Here is a 16,390-nt window from a genome sequence, read left to right on the forward strand (position 1 = left end):
GGAGGCTGACGCCGGCAGCATAGTCAACCCGTCCACGAAAGTGGATCAAGCCCACTTGGTGCTCTTCTTGGGTCGGATGCAGTTGTCGGCGTCGTGGCCTGACGACGGTGCGGAGTTGTTACACTGTTTTGGGAGATTGAGGGGATGCGCGGATGCCTACGCTAGATGAAGTCTACAGGAAGTTCGGCGAAGTATCCGAAGGCGCGCAGCTTCTGGAGACAGAGCTCGGTAATTTGCTCCTGACCCACAAGTGCATCGAAGCGGGTCTCCTCGATAACCCGGACTCGAACAGAGCGACTGATATATACGATCGCCTCAATAGGCAAACTCTCGGCCAACTAGTGCGGAGCCTCGGACAGGCGGGGCTGCCGATTGGGAATATCGAGCAACTGCTCAGCGATGCCTTAGTGTCACGCAATCGATTGGTACACTCCTTTTACCTCAAACACAACTTCCGCCGCAATTCAGATGCTGGTCGTGAAGTAATGCTTCGCGACTTGGAAGCAATACACGGGACTTTGCTGGATGCTTACAAGGCGGTCTTGCTCCATTCGGGCGTCGACTTGGACGAGCTTGCTGCAGAAGACCTCGGCGATGGCGAATTGCCGACGGGCCATTTGCCGATTCGGACATAAGCCGGCGAAATCGGATTGCACATGGACGTGGCCGATGCGCTACAACAGTCGACAATTCGAACGGGCCGGACTCCACTCGCTCCGCTCCCTGCGTCCAGCCCGAAACGCGTGGTCGGCATCAACGGGAGAACATCCGCTGAGCCCGAGACGTCTCCCCCAAGAGTGTGCAGTTTTCGATTGCCATTGACAACACCGCGAACAGCGCCGCGTGGTGTAGATCCGGTAATGATTTCTGGTCGACGGCCCGACCGGGCGATTGGTCGCGACCACGGCGACGGTGACATATACGCTCGCCAGCCATCACTGACACCCGACTTCCACGCCCGGCGCCAGCTACGCGGTGCGTGTGGGTGTTGCGCGGCAGATTGCCTACCTTCCCGCCGCATGCACCAGCAACACTATCGCAGCGGCCGTGGTCGTGATGGCGTATTGGGCAGTATGTCGCTCAACGTCCCGGACAGCCGTCCCGCCACCGTGGGAGCTGCTCAGCTTGTTTCGCATAGTTGCGATCAGCGCGAGAGGATCCTTAAAGAACTTGTCGAGAGTTGAATGAGAGATGATGGTATCCAAGAGTAGCCAAGCCGTCGCTTTATTTTCGTCGAACGGCCATTGGTGACGCTGACAAAGAGCCTTCATCACGCTTTCGAACGCGCTGTTACATTTCGTGAGGCAGTCGCCGTAATGGCCTTTGCGGTATTCCTCTAACGCATCACGGAATTCGAGATTGGCCGCCTTGAAGTGCGGTGCCGCCAGGACCGACAGAGCTGGGGCGACCGCTTCGGAATGCGTCACCTCGTCCTCCACCCTGACAATCTTTGGCAACGCAACGGTATGGATGTACGTTCCGCCGCCAGGTGCCTCTTCGTGCTCCGTCACCACCGGCGTCAGCTGGTATGGCGCGTCCTCTACACGGAATATCTCATTGATCGCATCGACGAGTTCATTACGATCGAAAATGACGTGCCGGAGACACTCTGTCTTGAAAGTCAGCTCCAGAAAATCGAAGAAGTGGGCAGGGTCGCATTCGTAGACGAAGCGGTGGGCATCCTCCGCGGCTGAATGAGTCCGCGTCGTTGACAGCCTGGGCCGGCCGTAGAGGTGCTGGAGGAGCCTGGCTATGTCTTCCCAGAATTCTCTGGTGAAGCCGCCTTGCGAGGCATAGCGATTCGGCCATTGACCCGACAGCAGGTCACGGTATAACAGCAACACTCGATTTCGCAGCGTGTCGGAGATTGCGTCTGGCTTGTATCCCTTCGCCTGAGGCGCTGAGCGCCTGGAGAATGCGTCAAAGATGGAAACGAGCTTGTCCTTGAGTGCCATAAGGCCACTTCCGAGCAGTTGTTGATCTGTAGCGTCCAGCAGTCCGAGTTGCCCGTCATTTCGATCGTATCCTGGCGCGCTGGTTGTCAGCCCGGCGGTCTCAAGCCATTCGAGCAGTTCAAGAAACGCGAGTTGGCGGCTGGCGGGTGGCATACAACAACGGCTCCAGAAAAACTGTTGAATTCAGTTCATCGCCCATGGTGGCACGGCAGCCTTGGCTCTTCCGCCAGTTCGCCGATTGCATATGCGCGGCGTTGCCAACGTGCTCGAGCGACTGCTCGTGCATGTCTGCGGGGGCGAATCTGGATGTGCTCATGCGGGAACTGGCCGGTGTCGGGACGCCGCGCAGCCTCCAGGGCCGCGCCGCGGCACTTCTGGACGGCCTGATCCGGGCTCTCAGCCGCCATTGGCACCTCGTAGCGCCTTCCCGAGCGGCAGAGCCGCTTGATCCGCACCCTGCATCGTGGATTGTGCCCGCCACGCAGCGTCATCGACTTGGTCCGCTCACGTTACAGAGTGGCTGTTCTGCCAGAGCCTGCGAGCGCGGTGTGTTTCCTGGCAGGGGCTATTGCGAGTTGAATCGGGTGGCGACGTACTTGTTGGCGTCCTCTTCGCCGAGTCGCACGGAGCCAGGACCCGTCCGAACGTAGAGGTCGCCGCCATCGGTCTTCTCAACACCCTTCCAGCGCAGGTACACGGGCTCGGGGCTGCGCTGGCAGCTCACGAGGCAGACGGTCTTGCCGTCGACGATCTGCGTCTTGGGATCGATGCAGGTGCCGGCGCGGTCGCCGAGGCCGTTGCGCACGGCCTGGGTCAGGTGGCGCATGAACTTGTCGTCGCCCTCCAGGCGGTCGTGCTCGATGCCGAGCACTTTGCGGTCGTCGTCCACGCCTATGAGGAGGTCGCCGCCCTCGGTGTTGAGGAACGCGGCGATGGTCTTGAGCGCCGCGTGGGTCACATGCCGGTCGTCCTTGCGATCCTCCTGCAGGTTCCAGCGCAGGCTCGACTTGAACTCGAGTGTCTTCGATTCCTGCAGCTTGAGCAGTTCCTCGGCGCGCCTGTGCCGCCGGATGTAGTCGTCGAAAAGGAAGTTCTTGAGCGCTTGGCCGAAGTCCGGGTCGTCGGTGATGCGCTTGTAGAGGTCGAAGTTGGTTTCGACGATCTCCTGGATCTTGTCCTCGACCTTGGGATCGAAGGTCAGCCGCACGTTCTCGCGGGTGTTCACGCGGGCGCTGGCATCCAGGCCGGCGTCCTCGTCGAGAGCCGAGCGGATCTGCTCCAGGGCGACGCGGTGCTCGGGACCCAGGTTCAGGCCGAAGCGTTCGTTCAGCGCCTCGATGATCCGTGAGAGCGACTCGATCTCCTCCGCGACCCCGCCTCCAGACGGCTTGCTTCCGGCGGGGTCAAGGGCCTGCCCTTGCCGTTCCAACTTGATCCGGCCGCGACTCGTTTGCTGGATGCGGAACGACTCCATGTCGATGTTCTGCTGGACCTCGCGAGGCAGCTCGTCGGGGTCGGGCGGGAGCAGGCGCCGGAGGTACCGGGCGAAGACGTTGAGCTTCTCCAGGTCCGGGTCGGCGAAGGTCAACACTTGGGAGAGGAACGAGTACAGGCGTACGTAGTCGGTGAGCTGGCCGCGGAAGTCGCCACGCTCGTCGGGACCGAGCTCGACGAAGCGCTGGCGAGCGGGTTCCAGTGCCGCGTAGAGCCGGTCCTGGTTCGACTTTGGGTCGAAATAGACCCGCGCGAAAGACTCGACATCGTATGCGGTGAAGACGCCGAAATCGAGCAGCCGGCCCTGGACTTCGTAGAGTAGGTTGGGGTCGGTTTCTTCGGAGAGCAGCGTGGTCTCGTAGTACGGCTCGAAGGCCTTCTTGATCTCGTCCGCCTCGTTCGCGAAGTCGAGCACCATCGTGCCCTGCTTGCCGGGGTGGGTGCGGTTCAGACGGGACAGCGTCTGCACCGCGTTCACGCCGCCGAGCTTCTTGTCCACGTACATGGTGTGGAGCAGCGGCTGGTCGAAGCCGGTCTGGAACTTGCTGGCTACCACCAGGAAGCGGTACTCGGGCTTGTCGAACTCGGCCGCCGTTTGCCGGTCGCTGATGACGCGATCCTCTCCGGCCGAGTTCATGCCCGACTCCGTGTAGGACTCGCCGCCGTCCTTCACGGTGCCGGAGAACGCGACGAGCGCCCTCCACGGATGGCCCTGCCCGGCGAGGTAACTGTCCAAGGCGATCTTGGTGCGGACCGCGTGAAGCCGCGAGCGCGTGACGATCATCGCCTTGGCCCGGCCGTCGATCTCTGCGGCAACCTGGGCGGCGAAGTGCTCGACGCAGATGGCGATCTTCTCGCCGATGGCGTGCGGGTGCAGCTCGACGAACGACTTGAGCAGGTACTCCGCCTTGCGCTTGTCGTAGCGGGGGTCGTTCTCGATCTTCTTCAGCAGCCGCCAGTAGGCCCGATAGGTCGAATAGCTCCGGAGCACGTCGAGGATGAATCCTTCCTCGATGGCCTGGCGCATGCTGTAGCGATGGAACGGCTCGAACTTCCCGTCGGGCCGCTTGCTGCCGAACAGCTCCAGGGTCTTGGGCTTCGGGGTGGCCGTGAAGGCGAACGTCGACAGGTTCGGCAGCCGCCCACGTTTACGGATCTCCTCGAGGACTCGATCCTCGATCTCCTCCTCCGGGGTCTCGGCGCCCGCTTCTTCCCGTTCGGCGTCCTCCAGGCTTCCTGACGCGAGCACCGCCTTGAGGCTCTTCGTGCTTTCGCCGGACTGCGACGAATGCGCCTCGTCCACGATCACGGCGAAGCGCTTGCCGGGAAGCTCGCCGATCTGCTCCGCGATGACGGGGAACTTCTGGAGCGTGGTGACGATGATCGTCCGTCCTGCTTCGAGCGCCTCGCGGAGCTGGCGCGACGTCTCGTCGATGTTCTCCACCACACCGAGGGTCTGCTCGAACTGCCGGATGGTGCGCTGTAGCTGGCGGTCAAGCACGCGCCGGTCGGTCACCACGACCACCGAGTCGAAGACGCGGCGGTCGTCGGCATCGTGCAGGACCGAGAGTCGGTGGGCGAGCCAGGCGATGGTGAAGCTCTTGCCGCTGCCGGCCGAGTGCTGAATCAGGTAGCGCTGGCCCGCACCGTGGTTGCGTGCGTGGCCCACGAGCCGGCGCACGCAGTCGAGCTGCTGGTAGCGGGGGAAGATCAGGAAGCGCTTGCCGGTCCTTCGTCCACGGTCGTCCTCCACCTCGACCTCGTGGATGAACTGGCGGACGAGGTCGAGCACGCTGTCGCGAGCCCAGACGCGTTCCCACAGGTAGTCGGTCGGGAGGCCTTTGCGGGTGGGCGGGACCGGTGGGTTGCCCGCCCCGCCGAAGCGGCCCTGGTTGAACGGCAGGAAGCGCGTCTTCGGACCGGCGAGCGCCGTCGTCACGAACACTTGCTCTGGGTCCACCGCGAAGTGGGCGAGACAGCGCCCATAGGCGAACAGTGGCTCGCGTGGATCGCGGTCTTCGCAGTACTGCTGGATGGCGTCCTGGACGTCCTGCCCGTTGAACCGGTTCTTGAGCTCGGCCGTGAAGATGGGGATGCCATTCAGGAAGAGCGCGAGATCGAGGCTCTGCTCGCCCTGTTCGCTGTAGCGGAGCTGGCGCGCGACGGCGAAGAGGTTGGCCGCGTGCAGGCGCTGCAGTTCTTCGTTGAGACCGCTCGCGGGGCGGAAGTAAGCCAAGTCGAACTTGCAGCCGGAGTCCTTGACGCCGTTGCGAAGCACGTCGAGGGCGCCGCGCCGGGCGATCTCGCGCGAGAGCCGGCCGAGGAAGCGCGGCTTGATGTCGGCGCCGTGGTGCTGCCGTAGCCGCTCCCATTCCTTTGGCTGTGTGGCCAGGAGGAAGTCGACGACGTCCGTTGGGAGCAGGCAAAGCCCCCGGTCGTAATCCTCCGGACGCCGCTTGCGGTAGCCACCCGGCAACGGATCGTCGCCGTAGGTCGGCGATGATTCCCGTGCCCGTGTTGAGCTGCTGCGACGGGCGCTGGGGCCGTGGCGCAGCAGGGTCGCCTCGATCGTGTCCTCAAAGGCTCGCTCGGACACATCGGGGGTCACAGCGCGCCTCCCTGAGTCGTTGCTTGGTCGGGGGCGTCTCGGACGTCGATCTTACCGGTCACCGCAGCGGAGATCAGGGTGGTGCGGAACTCCTTGAGGTGGTCGACGGCTTCGCGGATCTTGGTGACGAGAGCGTCGAGCTTCGTGGTCCTGAGGTCGAGGAAAGCGGCAATCTCCCGCTGCTCGGATGCAGGAGCCAATGGGACCACGAACTCTACAGCGTGAGCGACGTTGAACTGTTCCTGGGCAGCACCGTACTGAACGAGTTCAACCTGATGCCGGACGATCCTACTGTTCATCGCATAGCAGAGCCACTGTGAATCGAAGGTGCTCGCGTGGCGGACGATCAGAACGGAAGCGCAGTTGGCCCCTTCGAGCTCAGGCGAGATGACAGCAGTGACACCGGGTGCGCCCACGCGCACGCACACTAGGTCGCCGGCGCTCAGACGAGACTTGCTGAGCGACTTACTATCCTCGTCGCTCATGCGTCTTGCAGTAGCGGCAACTGCGCGCCCTTCGCGAATGTCGCTACCGTACAAGAACGGAACCCCTTCCGTCTGGACGTACGTGGACGGATTGACTACCACTCCAACGGTGATTTCGGGAGAAATCCGCTTGAGTGGTCCGAGCTGCCACTGGGCGGGGATCTTGTCCAGCCACTGCACACCGGAGTCCTTCATGGGGACGTTCGGGTCGAGGCCCCGGGTGACAGCGCGGGTGACTAGAGCCGTGCGTTTTTCCTGAAGCAGTTCGATCAGTCGCTCCTTTTTCGCCAAGAGCGCATCGATCTTCGCCGTCTCACCGTCGAGGAAGTCGGCGATGACGCGTTGTTCGTACAGCGGTGGTACGGCGAGCTCAGTTGATTGCAGGTCTTCGCTCCCGAGTTCCTTGAACGTGCTACCTCGACCTGCCGCCTCGAGCACAGGTCTTGCCGCATGGAGTTGGAAGTAGAAGTACCTCTCGTCACCTAGGCGTCGAAATACGAGCGATCGGCAACCTTGATTCGTGCAGACCGCAGTGCCGGCAATCCCAAGATGACCGATCGGGGCGCGAGTAGATAGAACAAGGCTTCCGGCACGCACCATCTGTGTGCCGCAACTCTCGTATCCCTTGCGTGTGAGGTGCCGTGAGGGCTCGTTGATCACGCGGTCGTTCATCTTGCCGAGGTCGTCCGGAGTGACCCAGGGGATGTCACCATCCCAGTTCTCAGCCGCACCGCTCTTGGGGGTAGACCCGTTCACAACGCGAAACTGGCGTTTCACCGCCTTGGACTCCCAGTGCTCCGGGATCTCGCCCAGCCACTCGACACCGGACTCCGTGTATTTGGGGTACGGCCGGAAGCCACGATGTCGCACCTCCGGAACCGAATCGGTCGCGTCAGTCACCGCCCTCACCTACGGCTCGAACCTGTTCTGTCGGCAGCCACGGCCCGCCAGCGGGCCACGCGTGCGTGAACGGACGCTTCTCGATCAGGCTGTCGCAGACCGGGCCGAGGAAGCGCCGCAGATCGTCGCCTGCATCCTCAAGGCGGTCTGGCCCATCGATGTCGCTCGCGATCTGCCGTCTCAGTTCGCGCCAGCGTTGCCCGCGGGCGGGTGACTCGTGCTCGTCGTAGTAGGCGGGGAGCAGAGCCGTCGGCCGGCCGCCCGCGAGCGACGTCCCGCGGTGACGGAACGCCTCTTCGATGGCGGTGCGCAAGGTGTCGCCGTCGAACGCGAAGCGGCGTGCGAGGCAGGCCACGTCCCAGAGATCCTTCACGCGCGAGTTCGCGTCGCCCAGGCTAGCCATCGCGTGGAACTTTTCGGCGACCATCGTCTCGCGCGGGTATGTCCAGAGGCGGGGGGCAGGCAGATCGAGGAGCGTGGGGTAGTCATCCTCCCTACGCCCGAGTGTGAGGACGTCGCCGAAGCCGATGTCGATCGGAACCGTGAGTCGGACCCGGCCGAGGCTGCCCCGGATGTGGACCCGAAGGCCGCCGTTCGGCTGATCGATACGGATGCTTGTGATCGCGATCGTCGCAGGGTCGAAGACGACGCCGTCCTGTAGGCAGGAAACGCCGCAGATATCGCGCAGGCCGGCGCGAATGGCGGCCTCGTCGCGGTCGCCGCAGGCCAGGAAGTCGATGTCGCGGGTCGGCCGCAGCTCGTGTCCGGTCCACATGCGGAGGAGCGCCGCGCCCTTCAGGGTGTATCGGTCCACCTCGTCCGAGGCGGAGAGGCGGTAGAGGAAGCGCTCGACGGCGAAGCGCTGGAGCACGGCTTCGAAGCGGAGTTGCTGCTCGCGGGCGAGGTTCAGCAGGTGCTGGCGAACGGACGCGGGTACGTCCCGGATGGCCTTCTTGGGAGTCATGCCACCAGCGCTTCGAGCGCCGGGCCGACGAGCGACTTCGCGCGGCACACTTCGGCCGCCCGCCAGATCTGGTCGACGCTCGCCTTGCGGTCGAACAGGGCGTCGCGCAGCGCCTCGATCGCGACGTCCTTGCCGACCAGCCGACGGAAGCGGAAGCAGTCCACGACGGTGCGGGCCGGGCTGGTGATGCGGACGGGCACCCCCTCAAAGGTCGTGTTCACGACGCCGTAGTGCAGCGCGGCGCCGGAGAAGCGCACCACCCGGACCGGAAGTCCGGGCAGGCGGGGCACGCGGGCCTTGTGGGGGATGGCGATCCACTCCTGCCACGCAATCTGCGTGGTGAGCTCGTGGACGCTCAGAGCGGAGAGCAGGCAGACGATGGCGTCCGGGACCCGGGCGCAGACAGCGGCCAGGGTGTAGTGTTCGGTCACCTCGGCATCCGCGACGCGGTAGAGGCCGCGCGCTACGCGCTCGACGGATCCATCGTCTACCAGTCGCCGCAGCGTACGGGAGTCGACGCCCATTGCGGCCGCATCGCGCTGGCGGAAGAACGTCTTCCTGCCGAGGTTCTCCAGGCCGACGGCGCCAGGCCCGGAATCATGTCTTGAAATGTCGGCAGATACAGACAGTTGCCTGCTGTTCGGATCGGTCACCTTGCAATCATAGCTCGGGCGTCCGGATGAATCAAATTGTCGGCATGTGTTTGCAACTGCCGACATTAAACTGCATCAGCCCGTCATCTCCCGGAGCATGGCCACGATGTCTTCCTCTACCTTCTTGATGTCGGCCTCGATCTCCTCCAGCGGCCGGGGCGGGCGGTACTCGTAGAAGTACCGGTTGAAGTTGATCTCGTAGCCGACGAGCCCGACCTCGCCGTCCTGCGGATCCCGGCGCGTCGTGTCGATCCAGGCGTCGGGAACGTGGGGCCTTACCTCGCGTTCGAAGAACGACTCGACAGACTCCCGGAGAGGTACGTTCTCCGTGTCGCGCAGTTCCGGATCGGGTTCGGGGCGGCCCTCCCGATCGCGGCAGATTTCCGCCTTGGCGTTACGCTCCGACAGTGCGGAAAGAATCGCCTTCCGGATGGGGGCGGCGAGCTTGAGTTCAGCGTCTCGGGCGGCGCGGGAGAGCTCCTCGTTGAAGTCCGCCCGATCCAGAAACAGCTTGTCCGGCAGGCTCCGGAGCAGGGCCCGGATGGCGTCTTGCTGCTGCCGGCCATCTTGTTCGTCGCGAGCCTTGGCGTCGCCCTTCTTGCGCGAGACAGCCAGGTTGGCGAAGGCGCTTTGGTCGTCCACCCGTGCGATCCGCTCGGAGTTGGCCTGGAAATCGAGTCGTAACGGTCTCTCGACCGTGATCTTGCGGAACCCGAAGTGCGTAGTGGGGTAGACGCGGCTGACGACGGTCCCTCGCTCTTCGTCGTCCTGATCCACGTTGCGCGTGGCGCCGTCCTCGAAGTCGGCCAGCAGACGCAGAATGTCCTCCTTCCGCTCGAACGGTACCTCGCGGCGCTTGGCGCCCAGACTCTTGCGCAGCAGGATCCAGAACGAGGTAGCGTCGATGAGCTGGACCATGCCGCGCCGTTCCGGCCGCTTGCGGTTCGTCAGCACCCAGACGTAGGTGGCGATGCCCGTGTTGTAGAAGAGCTGTTCGGGTAAGGCTATCAGCGCTTCGAGGAGGTCGTTCTCCAGGACCCAGCGCCGGATCTCGCTCTCGCCGCTGCCGGCGTCGCCGGTGAATAGCGGCGATCCGTTCATGATGATCGCCACGCGTGAGCCACCCTGGGACGGCTCGTTGACGTGCGCCAGCATGTGCTGCAGGAACAGGAGTTGGCCGTCGCTGATCCGCGGCAGCCCCGGCCCGAAACGGCCGCTCCCACCCCGGTCGTGCTCGTTCCGCACGGCGTCTTGGTCGCGCTTCCAGTCCTTGCCGTAGGGCGGATTGGCGATCATGTAGTCAAAGCCGCGTCCGCCGTGCCGGTCGTTGGAGAGCGTGCTGCCGAACAGGATGTTCTCGGCGTCACGGCCGTCCGCGGACTTCATGAAGAGGTCGGACTTGCAGATGGCGAAGGTCTCCGGGTTGACCTCCTGCCCGAACAGGTGGATGTCGGCGTCCGGGTTCACCGCCTCGCCGCGACGTTCGCCGTCGCGCGTCTCGCCGTCCGTGATGTGTTCCTTGGCGATGGTGAGCATCCCGCCCGAGCCGCAGCACGGGTCGTAGACGCTGAGCACGACCCCCTTGGTCCGCAGCCGGTCCTCGTCGCCTGCCAGCAGCAGGTCGACCATCAGGTGGACGACGTCGCGGGGCGTGAAGTGCTCGCCGGGGTTTTCGTTCAGCGCCTCGTTGAACTTGCGAATGAGCTCTTCGAAGATGGTGCCCATCGCGGCGTTGTCGACCGCATCGGGGTGGAGGTTCACCTTCGGGTCGCCGAAGCGCTGGACGACCTGGAACAGGAGGCCAGCCTCGTCGAGTTTTGAGATCGTGTTGTCGAAATCGAACTTCTCGAGCACCTCCCGCATGTTGGGACTGAAACCGGCTTTGTAGTTGCGCAGGTTCTGGGCGATGTGGGGAGCATCGGCCAGCAGCTTCTCGAAGTCGTAGCGCGACGTGTTGTAAAAGGCGAATCCGGAGGCGCCCTGGAGCAGTTGATCCGGGTTGTCGATCTTGCCCGCGTACTTGGCCTGGACATCGAGGACTCGCCGCTTGGTGGGAGCCAGCACGCAGTCGAGCCGGCGCAGCACCGTGAGCGGCAGGATCACGTCCTGGTACTTGCCCCGCTTGAAGGTGTCGCGGATCAGGTCCGCCACGCCCCAGATGAAGCTGACGATCTGGCTGTGGTTCATGGGTTGGTCTTGAGTTTATAGGCGCATAGTGTCGCCCTCGTTGGCAACATGTCGAACATCGGTCCTTGCGTTCGGTTGTCTCCCAGCGCGTCACGCGCCGTCATCAGCGAACAGCTTCAGCGCCTGCCGCTGTGCATCGGTTAGCGTCAGTAACGCTTCGGGCGCTGCCTCCGGATAGATCCTCGCCGCCTCCCACTCGTGTTGCCGCACGTAGGCGGCGACGCCAAGTTTGCGCTTCTGAACCCGGAAGCGCTCATGAAGCGCTCGCGCCTCGAACAGGAACACCTCCGTGATCAGCCACGGCAGCGTTTGGCCCCGCGAAGTCGTCGCTGCCGCCTTCGGCCCGGTCATTACCAGGTAGCAGTGCGGGATGCCATCGGGATTGATGTCGAGTATCCCCTCGCGCTTGCCATACCACTTCGCATTCACCGTCTTTCCGGCCAACCGACCGTCGGTAAATCGGCCGTCGAAGCCCTTCTGAGTCGCGGATTCCTCCAGCTTCACCGCAAAGATCTGCTGCGCGATCCACTCCCCGACATGACCCCTGAGAGCTGGACGGCCGATCAGCTCCGCAATCCTCTCGTCGATGGTGTTGCGGTTCGCCAAGAGGGAGGCCAGTTGCTGCAGTTCGCCGGGCGCTGCGGAGTCAGCAGAATCGTCGCCAACGTTGTCAGCCGCTCTCCGCAACCGGGGCACCTCTTCGAGCTACGCGACGCGCTTGAACAGCTTCCGGTCGAGATCGGCCCTGGACTCCAAAGACGAGATCATCTCGCCGCCGACGTCGGACAACCGCGCCAGATCGAGTCGCGGGATTTCCGATTGATCCTCGAAAACAAGAATGGACTCGAACTCCAGGTCCTGCCGATGGAAGTGCGAGAGCATGACCGTTGTCAGGCGCGCCTTGTCCCGGTTCGGCACCCCGTACAGGAACAAGGGAGTGTTGAACTTGCCCTCGATCCTGTAGTCGACGCGGTACGCCTCGGGGTTCGGAAGTTCATCCGGCAGGTAGTCCGCCTGCATCTTGTCCTCGTCGATCAGGCTCTTCAGTATCTCGGCGAGGTCGTCGTAGAACGTCGACTTGACCCGGGATCGGGACAGGAAGGTCAGGTCGTACACACGCGTCAGCGCCTGGCCGAAGCGGAATACCGCCTCCGGGAGTTTCTCGATGGGTGTGTCAAGGCGGAAGGTGCCCCCCTCTCGTTCCACTCCCATTTCGGCCACGATCCGTTCGAGCAACTGTCCTCTTGTGCCATCCAGAAACGCGTCGACATCGTGGTCGTAGCTGATGTGCATAAGCGTGTGACCGCGATCCGACAGACGCACGCCACCCACGCCGGCGTCGGACACGTGGATCGGAAACCTGTCTCCGTCGGGGAACTCGAAGTGCGTTCGCAACATCAGTGCGCCGTCGGGGCGCGTCGTTAGTTGCACGTCCGTGCACAGTCTCTCGCAGAGGCGTTTCTGCAGAGCGTCGACATCAAGATCCATACGGCAACCGTTGTTCGTCGCCTCGGCTCGTACCGAGCGTCCTTCGTGAAGCCCCGGTGCTCACGTAGAGCATCGATCGTCCGGACGCCTACCGCCAAGAAAGGACCGATCTCTTCGGCTCCCATGGTAGAGCCTCGCGGACGCTTGCCCTCGACGAGTATCCTTGGCAGCCATGCGAAACCCTATCAGGTGCGGCGGATCCTGATGAAGTACGAACTGGCCGGGTAAGAGTGATGTACAAGTACGAGATCATCCTCTACTGGAGCAACGAAGACGACGCGTTCGTCGCCGAAGTGCCGGAGCTCCCCGGCTGTATGGCGCACGGGCGCACGCAGGAGACGGCGCTCCGGGAAATCCAAGAGGCGATACGTCTTTGGATCGAGACAGCCCGCGAGGGTGGTGATCCGGTGCCGGAACCGAAGGGCGAACGGTTGATGCTCGCCTGAAGAGCTACTCAGGGACGCGGTTCGACCGCGTTCCGTGCGGCTTCTTGTGCCACGCGGACACCCACGCGGTGCCCAGCCGCGCCCAGGCGCTGGTGGCATGCGCGGCCCAGAGGGTCGGCTGCAGGGTCCAGTGGGCGACGTGGGCAGATCCGGTCTTCGGCTTGACGTAGGCGACAGCGGCCTTCGGCGGCAACAGCACGGATTCGCCGGTGAGGACCTCTTTGCCGTCCTGGTTGGTGCACGCGATGTTCAGCCGTAACCGGTTGCGCTCCGGCAGCCGTTCGACGACCTCCGCCCGCGCGGTGATGCGGTCGCCGAAGTAGACGGGACGGGTGAACTGGATCTGCAGGTTGACGTAGATGCAGCCGGGTCCGGGAAGCTGCGTGCCCAGGACGGCGGAGACGAGGCTGGCCGTCCACATACCGGGCACGATGGGTTCCTTGAAGTGGGTTGAGGCGGCGTAGGCGCGGTCGTGGTGGATGGGGTTGCGGTCGCCGACGGAGTCGATGAATCCGGCGACGTCACCGGGGCTGGCGACCCGCGTCAGTTCCGCGGAGTCGCCGACGGCGATTTCCTCTATCGGGAGTCCTCGCATCCGCGCCATCCATCCGTCACCGGCCACCCAAAGAGGGGGGCGACGGGCGGCGAATTATACACGGAGGGCGGCTACGCGGGCTTCTTTGGTGTCTTGGCGCCGCCGGCGGGTTTCCGGCGGGTCGGCCGGCGGCGTGGCGCTGAGCCGGCCGCTTTGGGTGGCGCTGGGCCAGCCGCTTTGGGCGCCGCCGCGGGAGGGGTCGTGGCCGCAGGGGCCGCTGCCGCGGGCGGGCGAGCCGCGAGGGCGTCGAGCTTGTCGGCCAGCGACTCGATGCGATCTTCGAGATCCATCATCTGCCGCGAGAGGCCGACCACTTGGTCGCGGGACGGGAGTCCGAGCGAGTCGATCACGGTCTTGGTCGTGCTCTCCGTCGCCTGCCTGGCCTTGGCCTGGACGTTGAGGAACTGGTCGAGGGTCTTGCCGAGGGCTTGGGCGAACTCCTCGGTCTGCATCACCTGCTCGAGGGCGCGGCTCCACGCCGCGAGCCATTCGTCGAGGAAGCGCTTCCACTGGGCGAGTACGTCGGGATCGATCGGTCCGGTCCCCGGGAACGGAGACGCGCCCGGCATGCCGAAGCTCGAGAACTGACGCCAGAACTGGGTGGGATCCGGTGGGTTGGGGACCTGGCCCTGGCTCGTCATCTGCTGGGCCGCCTTGACCCAGGCCTCGGTGCCGGCCTCCACCTGCTTCCGCCACATCGCGAACAGATCGTCGGGCGACGAAGTGGGTTCTGCCATCGGTTCAAATCCTCCCGGAGTGACGGGCGCTACTGCGCTACGGCGGACTCGTGCGAGCGCGCCGCGAGCCAACTCGCCACGTGCGGCCAGCAGTCGCGGGACGCGCTCCGCCCGGCGATGAGCGAGATATGGCCGCCGGGAAGCTCCTTGTACTCCTTGTCCCGGCTGCCGACCAGGTCGACGAGCGCCCTGACGCCCGCTGGCGGGGCGATGTTGTCTTCGCTGGCGCCGACGACGAGCAGGGGACAGGTGATGCTGCCGACGTCGACGGGCCGTCCGTTGAGCCGCAGCGTGCCCTGGGCCAGGCGGTTCTCCTGGTAGAAGTCGGTGACCCACTGGCGGAAGAACTCGCCCGGGAACGGGACGTACTCCGAGCTCCACTTCCGGAGCGCCTTGTAGCCGGCGAGATAGCGGTCGTTCCAGGCGTTCCACCACAGGTTCAGGCCGGTGCTCATGTCCATCGTGGGGCGGAGCAGCTTGAAGCCGAGCTGCACCATCTCCGCCGGCATCTGCCCGAGGGTGTCGACCAGCTTGTGGACGTTGAAGTACCGGGGGGCGAGCCAGCGGCCGAAGAGGCCGGCGTGGGTGAAGTCGATGGGTCCGGCAAGGTTGACGAGGTTCTTCACCGGGAAGGCGGGGTGGGAGCCCAGAAAACTGACCGCGAGGGGGGCGCCCATGCAGTAGCCGATGACGGAACAGGAGTCGGCCTCCGCGTGGGCCAGCAGCTTCTGGCCCATGCGGGGCAGGATGCGGGTGGAGCAGTCGGCGACCGTCAGATGGTCGTCCTCGGGACCGAAGACGCCCCAGTCGAGCAGGTAGAAGGGAAATCCCTGGCCCACCATGTACTCGATGAAGCTGGCCCCCGGCATCAGGTCGAAGACGGTGGGACGGCTGATGCCGAGGTTGGGGACGAACAGCACCGGCGTGTCGTAACGGACGGGGCCGTCGTAGCGGTACAGGCGCGCCTTGTGCTTGCGGTAGACCTCCTCGCGGGGGCTCTGCGCCAGGACGGGCTCGTTCGATTCGGCCACGAGTTCGCCGACGTTGCGGACCCGTTGAACGGTGCGCTCCATCTCCGCCTGCCAGGCGGACCGGGCGCTCGCGTCACCCGCGGTGGATGGTTCCGACATGCCGGTCAGCTCCTCGGAAGGTGAATGATGGCCGAAGCGGCGGGCGGAAGGCGAGCGCCGCGGCTACGCGGCGGCCTTGCCGGTCGACTTCGCCTTCGCGGTGGTCGTGGTCGCGGTCGGTGCGGCGGCGGCGGCATTCTCGGTCCACATCTGCGCCCACGCCAACTGGGCCGCGCCGATCTTCTCCACCGACTCCTGCCACGTCGCGAACAGCTTCTGGTTCTCGTCGTCGATGGTGCCGAGCATCTTCACCGGCACCGCCTTGCGGACCATGCCGAAGTAGCTTTCCCACAACTCGGCCTGGGCCTCGGTCCAGCGGGCGCTGAGGGTCTGGGTCTGCGTGGCCCAGTCCGCCAGGTCCGAGGGGATGCCGGGGACGGCCGACGCGCTGTCGCCGAAGCTCTTCATCGCCGCGTTCTGCGACTCGATGCCGTTCTTGACGGTGGCTTCCCAGGTGTCCACGGCCTTCCGCCAAGTCTCGGCCAACTGCGCCTGGCTGGCCTGCTGGCCGGCGGCCTCGGCCCAGATGCCCCAGATCTTCTTCTGCGTGTCGGTCAACGCCTGCAACGTGTCGTCGGTTTGCTTGGTCCAGTTGATCATCGGTCTCCCTCAAGTAGAGCGTGCGGTGTGCGCCTCGGAAGGCGTGCGGATTCGCCGCGTTGACGGCCGCGAGAGCGGCTATTTCTTCGAACTGTGCGGATGGTAACAAGAAGTGTTTACTTTTGCAAGCGCTCTCGGGACCGTGGTC

Annotated in this window: 13 protein-coding genes and 1 pseudogene; 2 read left to right on the top strand and 12 right to left on the bottom strand. The window is 64.4% G+C overall.

The features are described 5' to 3' along the window. Nucleotides 1-152: 152 nt before the first annotated feature. Nucleotides 153-635 carry a hypothetical protein gene (locus tag F4Y45_05840; protein MXY24029.1) on the top strand — a complete coding sequence of 161 codons (483 nt, stop codon included), beginning with the start codon at nt 153-155 and terminating at the stop codon, nt 633-635. Between the two features lie 369 nt (nt 636-1,004). On the opposite strand, the gene F4Y45_05845 is transcribed toward F4Y45_05840, so the two are convergent. From F4Y45_05845 to F4Y45_05880, 8 genes are all read right to left on the bottom strand, one after another. Continuing rightward, nucleotides 1,005-2,108, bottom strand: coding sequence for a hypothetical protein (locus F4Y45_05845; protein MXY24030.1), 1,104 nt, complete (start codon nt 2,106-2,108; stop codon nt 1,005-1,007). A gap of 412 nt (nt 2,109-2,520) precedes the next feature. Further along, nucleotides 2,521-6,057 (bottom strand): DEAD/DEAH box helicase, encoded by a 3,537-nt coding sequence (locus F4Y45_05850; protein ID MXY24031.1) that lies wholly within the window; start codon nt 6,055-6,057, stop codon nt 2,521-2,523. Next, nucleotides 6,054-7,451 (bottom strand): hypothetical protein, encoded by a 1,398-nt coding sequence (locus F4Y45_05855; protein MXY24032.1) that lies wholly within the window; start codon nt 7,449-7,451, stop codon nt 6,054-6,056. Before F4Y45_05855 ends, F4Y45_05850 begins: the two co-directional genes overlap by 4 nt. Beyond that, the gene (locus F4Y45_05860) at nt 7,435-8,406 is read right to left on the bottom strand and encodes a nucleotidyl transferase AbiEii/AbiGii toxin family protein (GenBank protein ID MXY24033.1); all 972 of its coding nucleotides are present in this window, start codon (nt 8,404-8,406) and stop codon (nt 7,435-7,437) included. Before F4Y45_05860 ends, F4Y45_05855 begins: the two co-directional genes overlap by 17 nt. Next, a complete protein-coding gene (locus tag F4Y45_05865; GenBank protein MXY24034.1) occupies nt 8,403-9,125 on the bottom strand; it encodes a transcriptional regulator in 723 nt (240 codons plus the stop codon). Before F4Y45_05865 ends, F4Y45_05860 begins: the two co-directional genes overlap by 4 nt. A 9-nt stretch (nt 9,126-9,134) precedes the next feature. Next, nucleotides 9,135-11,246, bottom strand: coding sequence for an SAM-dependent DNA methyltransferase (locus F4Y45_05870; protein ID MXY24035.1), 2,112 nt, complete (start codon nt 11,244-11,246; stop codon nt 9,135-9,137). Nucleotides 11,247-11,336: 90 nt separating this feature from the next. Continuing rightward, nucleotides 11,337-11,852, bottom strand: coding sequence for a hypothetical protein (locus tag F4Y45_05875; GenBank protein ID MXY24036.1), 516 nt, complete (start codon nt 11,850-11,852; stop codon nt 11,337-11,339). A 99-nt stretch (nt 11,853-11,951) separates the two neighbouring features. Continuing rightward, complete coding sequence (locus F4Y45_05880; GenBank protein MXY24037.1) at nt 11,952-12,734, bottom strand: DUF1828 domain-containing protein; 783 nt, start codon at nt 12,732-12,734, stop codon at nt 11,952-11,954. A gap of 233 nt (nt 12,735-12,967) precedes the next feature. On the opposite strand from F4Y45_05880, the gene F4Y45_05885 reads away from it, so the two are divergent. Beyond that, nucleotides 12,968-13,180, top strand: coding sequence for a type II toxin-antitoxin system HicB family antitoxin (locus tag F4Y45_05885; GenBank protein MXY24038.1), 213 nt, complete (start codon nt 12,968-12,970; stop codon nt 13,178-13,180). 181 nt (nt 13,181-13,361) lie between these two features. On the opposite strand, the pseudogene F4Y45_05890 reads toward F4Y45_05885, so the two are convergent. The 4 genes and pseudogenes from F4Y45_05890 to F4Y45_05905 all read right to left on the bottom strand — a co-directional run bounded on the left by F4Y45_05890 (nt 13,362) and on the right by F4Y45_05905 (nt 16,242). Further along, nucleotides 13,362-13,775 (bottom strand): annotated as a pseudogene (locus F4Y45_05890) (MaoC family dehydratase). A gap of 71 nt (nt 13,776-13,846) precedes the next feature. Then, on the bottom strand, nt 13,847-14,512 hold the full coding sequence (locus F4Y45_05895) for a hypothetical protein (protein MXY24039.1): 666 nt from the start codon (nt 14,510-14,512) through the stop codon (nt 13,847-13,849). A gap of 29 nt (nt 14,513-14,541) precedes the next feature. Continuing rightward, nucleotides 14,542-15,642, bottom strand: coding sequence for an alpha/beta fold hydrolase (locus tag F4Y45_05900; protein ID MXY24040.1), 1,101 nt, complete (start codon nt 15,640-15,642; stop codon nt 14,542-14,544). 63 nt (nt 15,643-15,705) lie between these two features. Continuing rightward, on the bottom strand, nt 15,706-16,242 hold the full coding sequence (locus tag F4Y45_05905; protein MXY24041.1) for a hypothetical protein: 537 nt from the start codon (nt 16,240-16,242) through the stop codon (nt 15,706-15,708). Nucleotides 16,243-16,390 lie beyond the last annotated feature (148 nt).

The sequence above is a fragment of the Acidobacteriota bacterium genome, assembly GCA_009838525.1.
In the GTDB taxonomy this organism is placed as follows: Bacteria; Acidobacteriota; Vicinamibacteria; order Vicinamibacterales; family UBA8438; genus VXRJ01.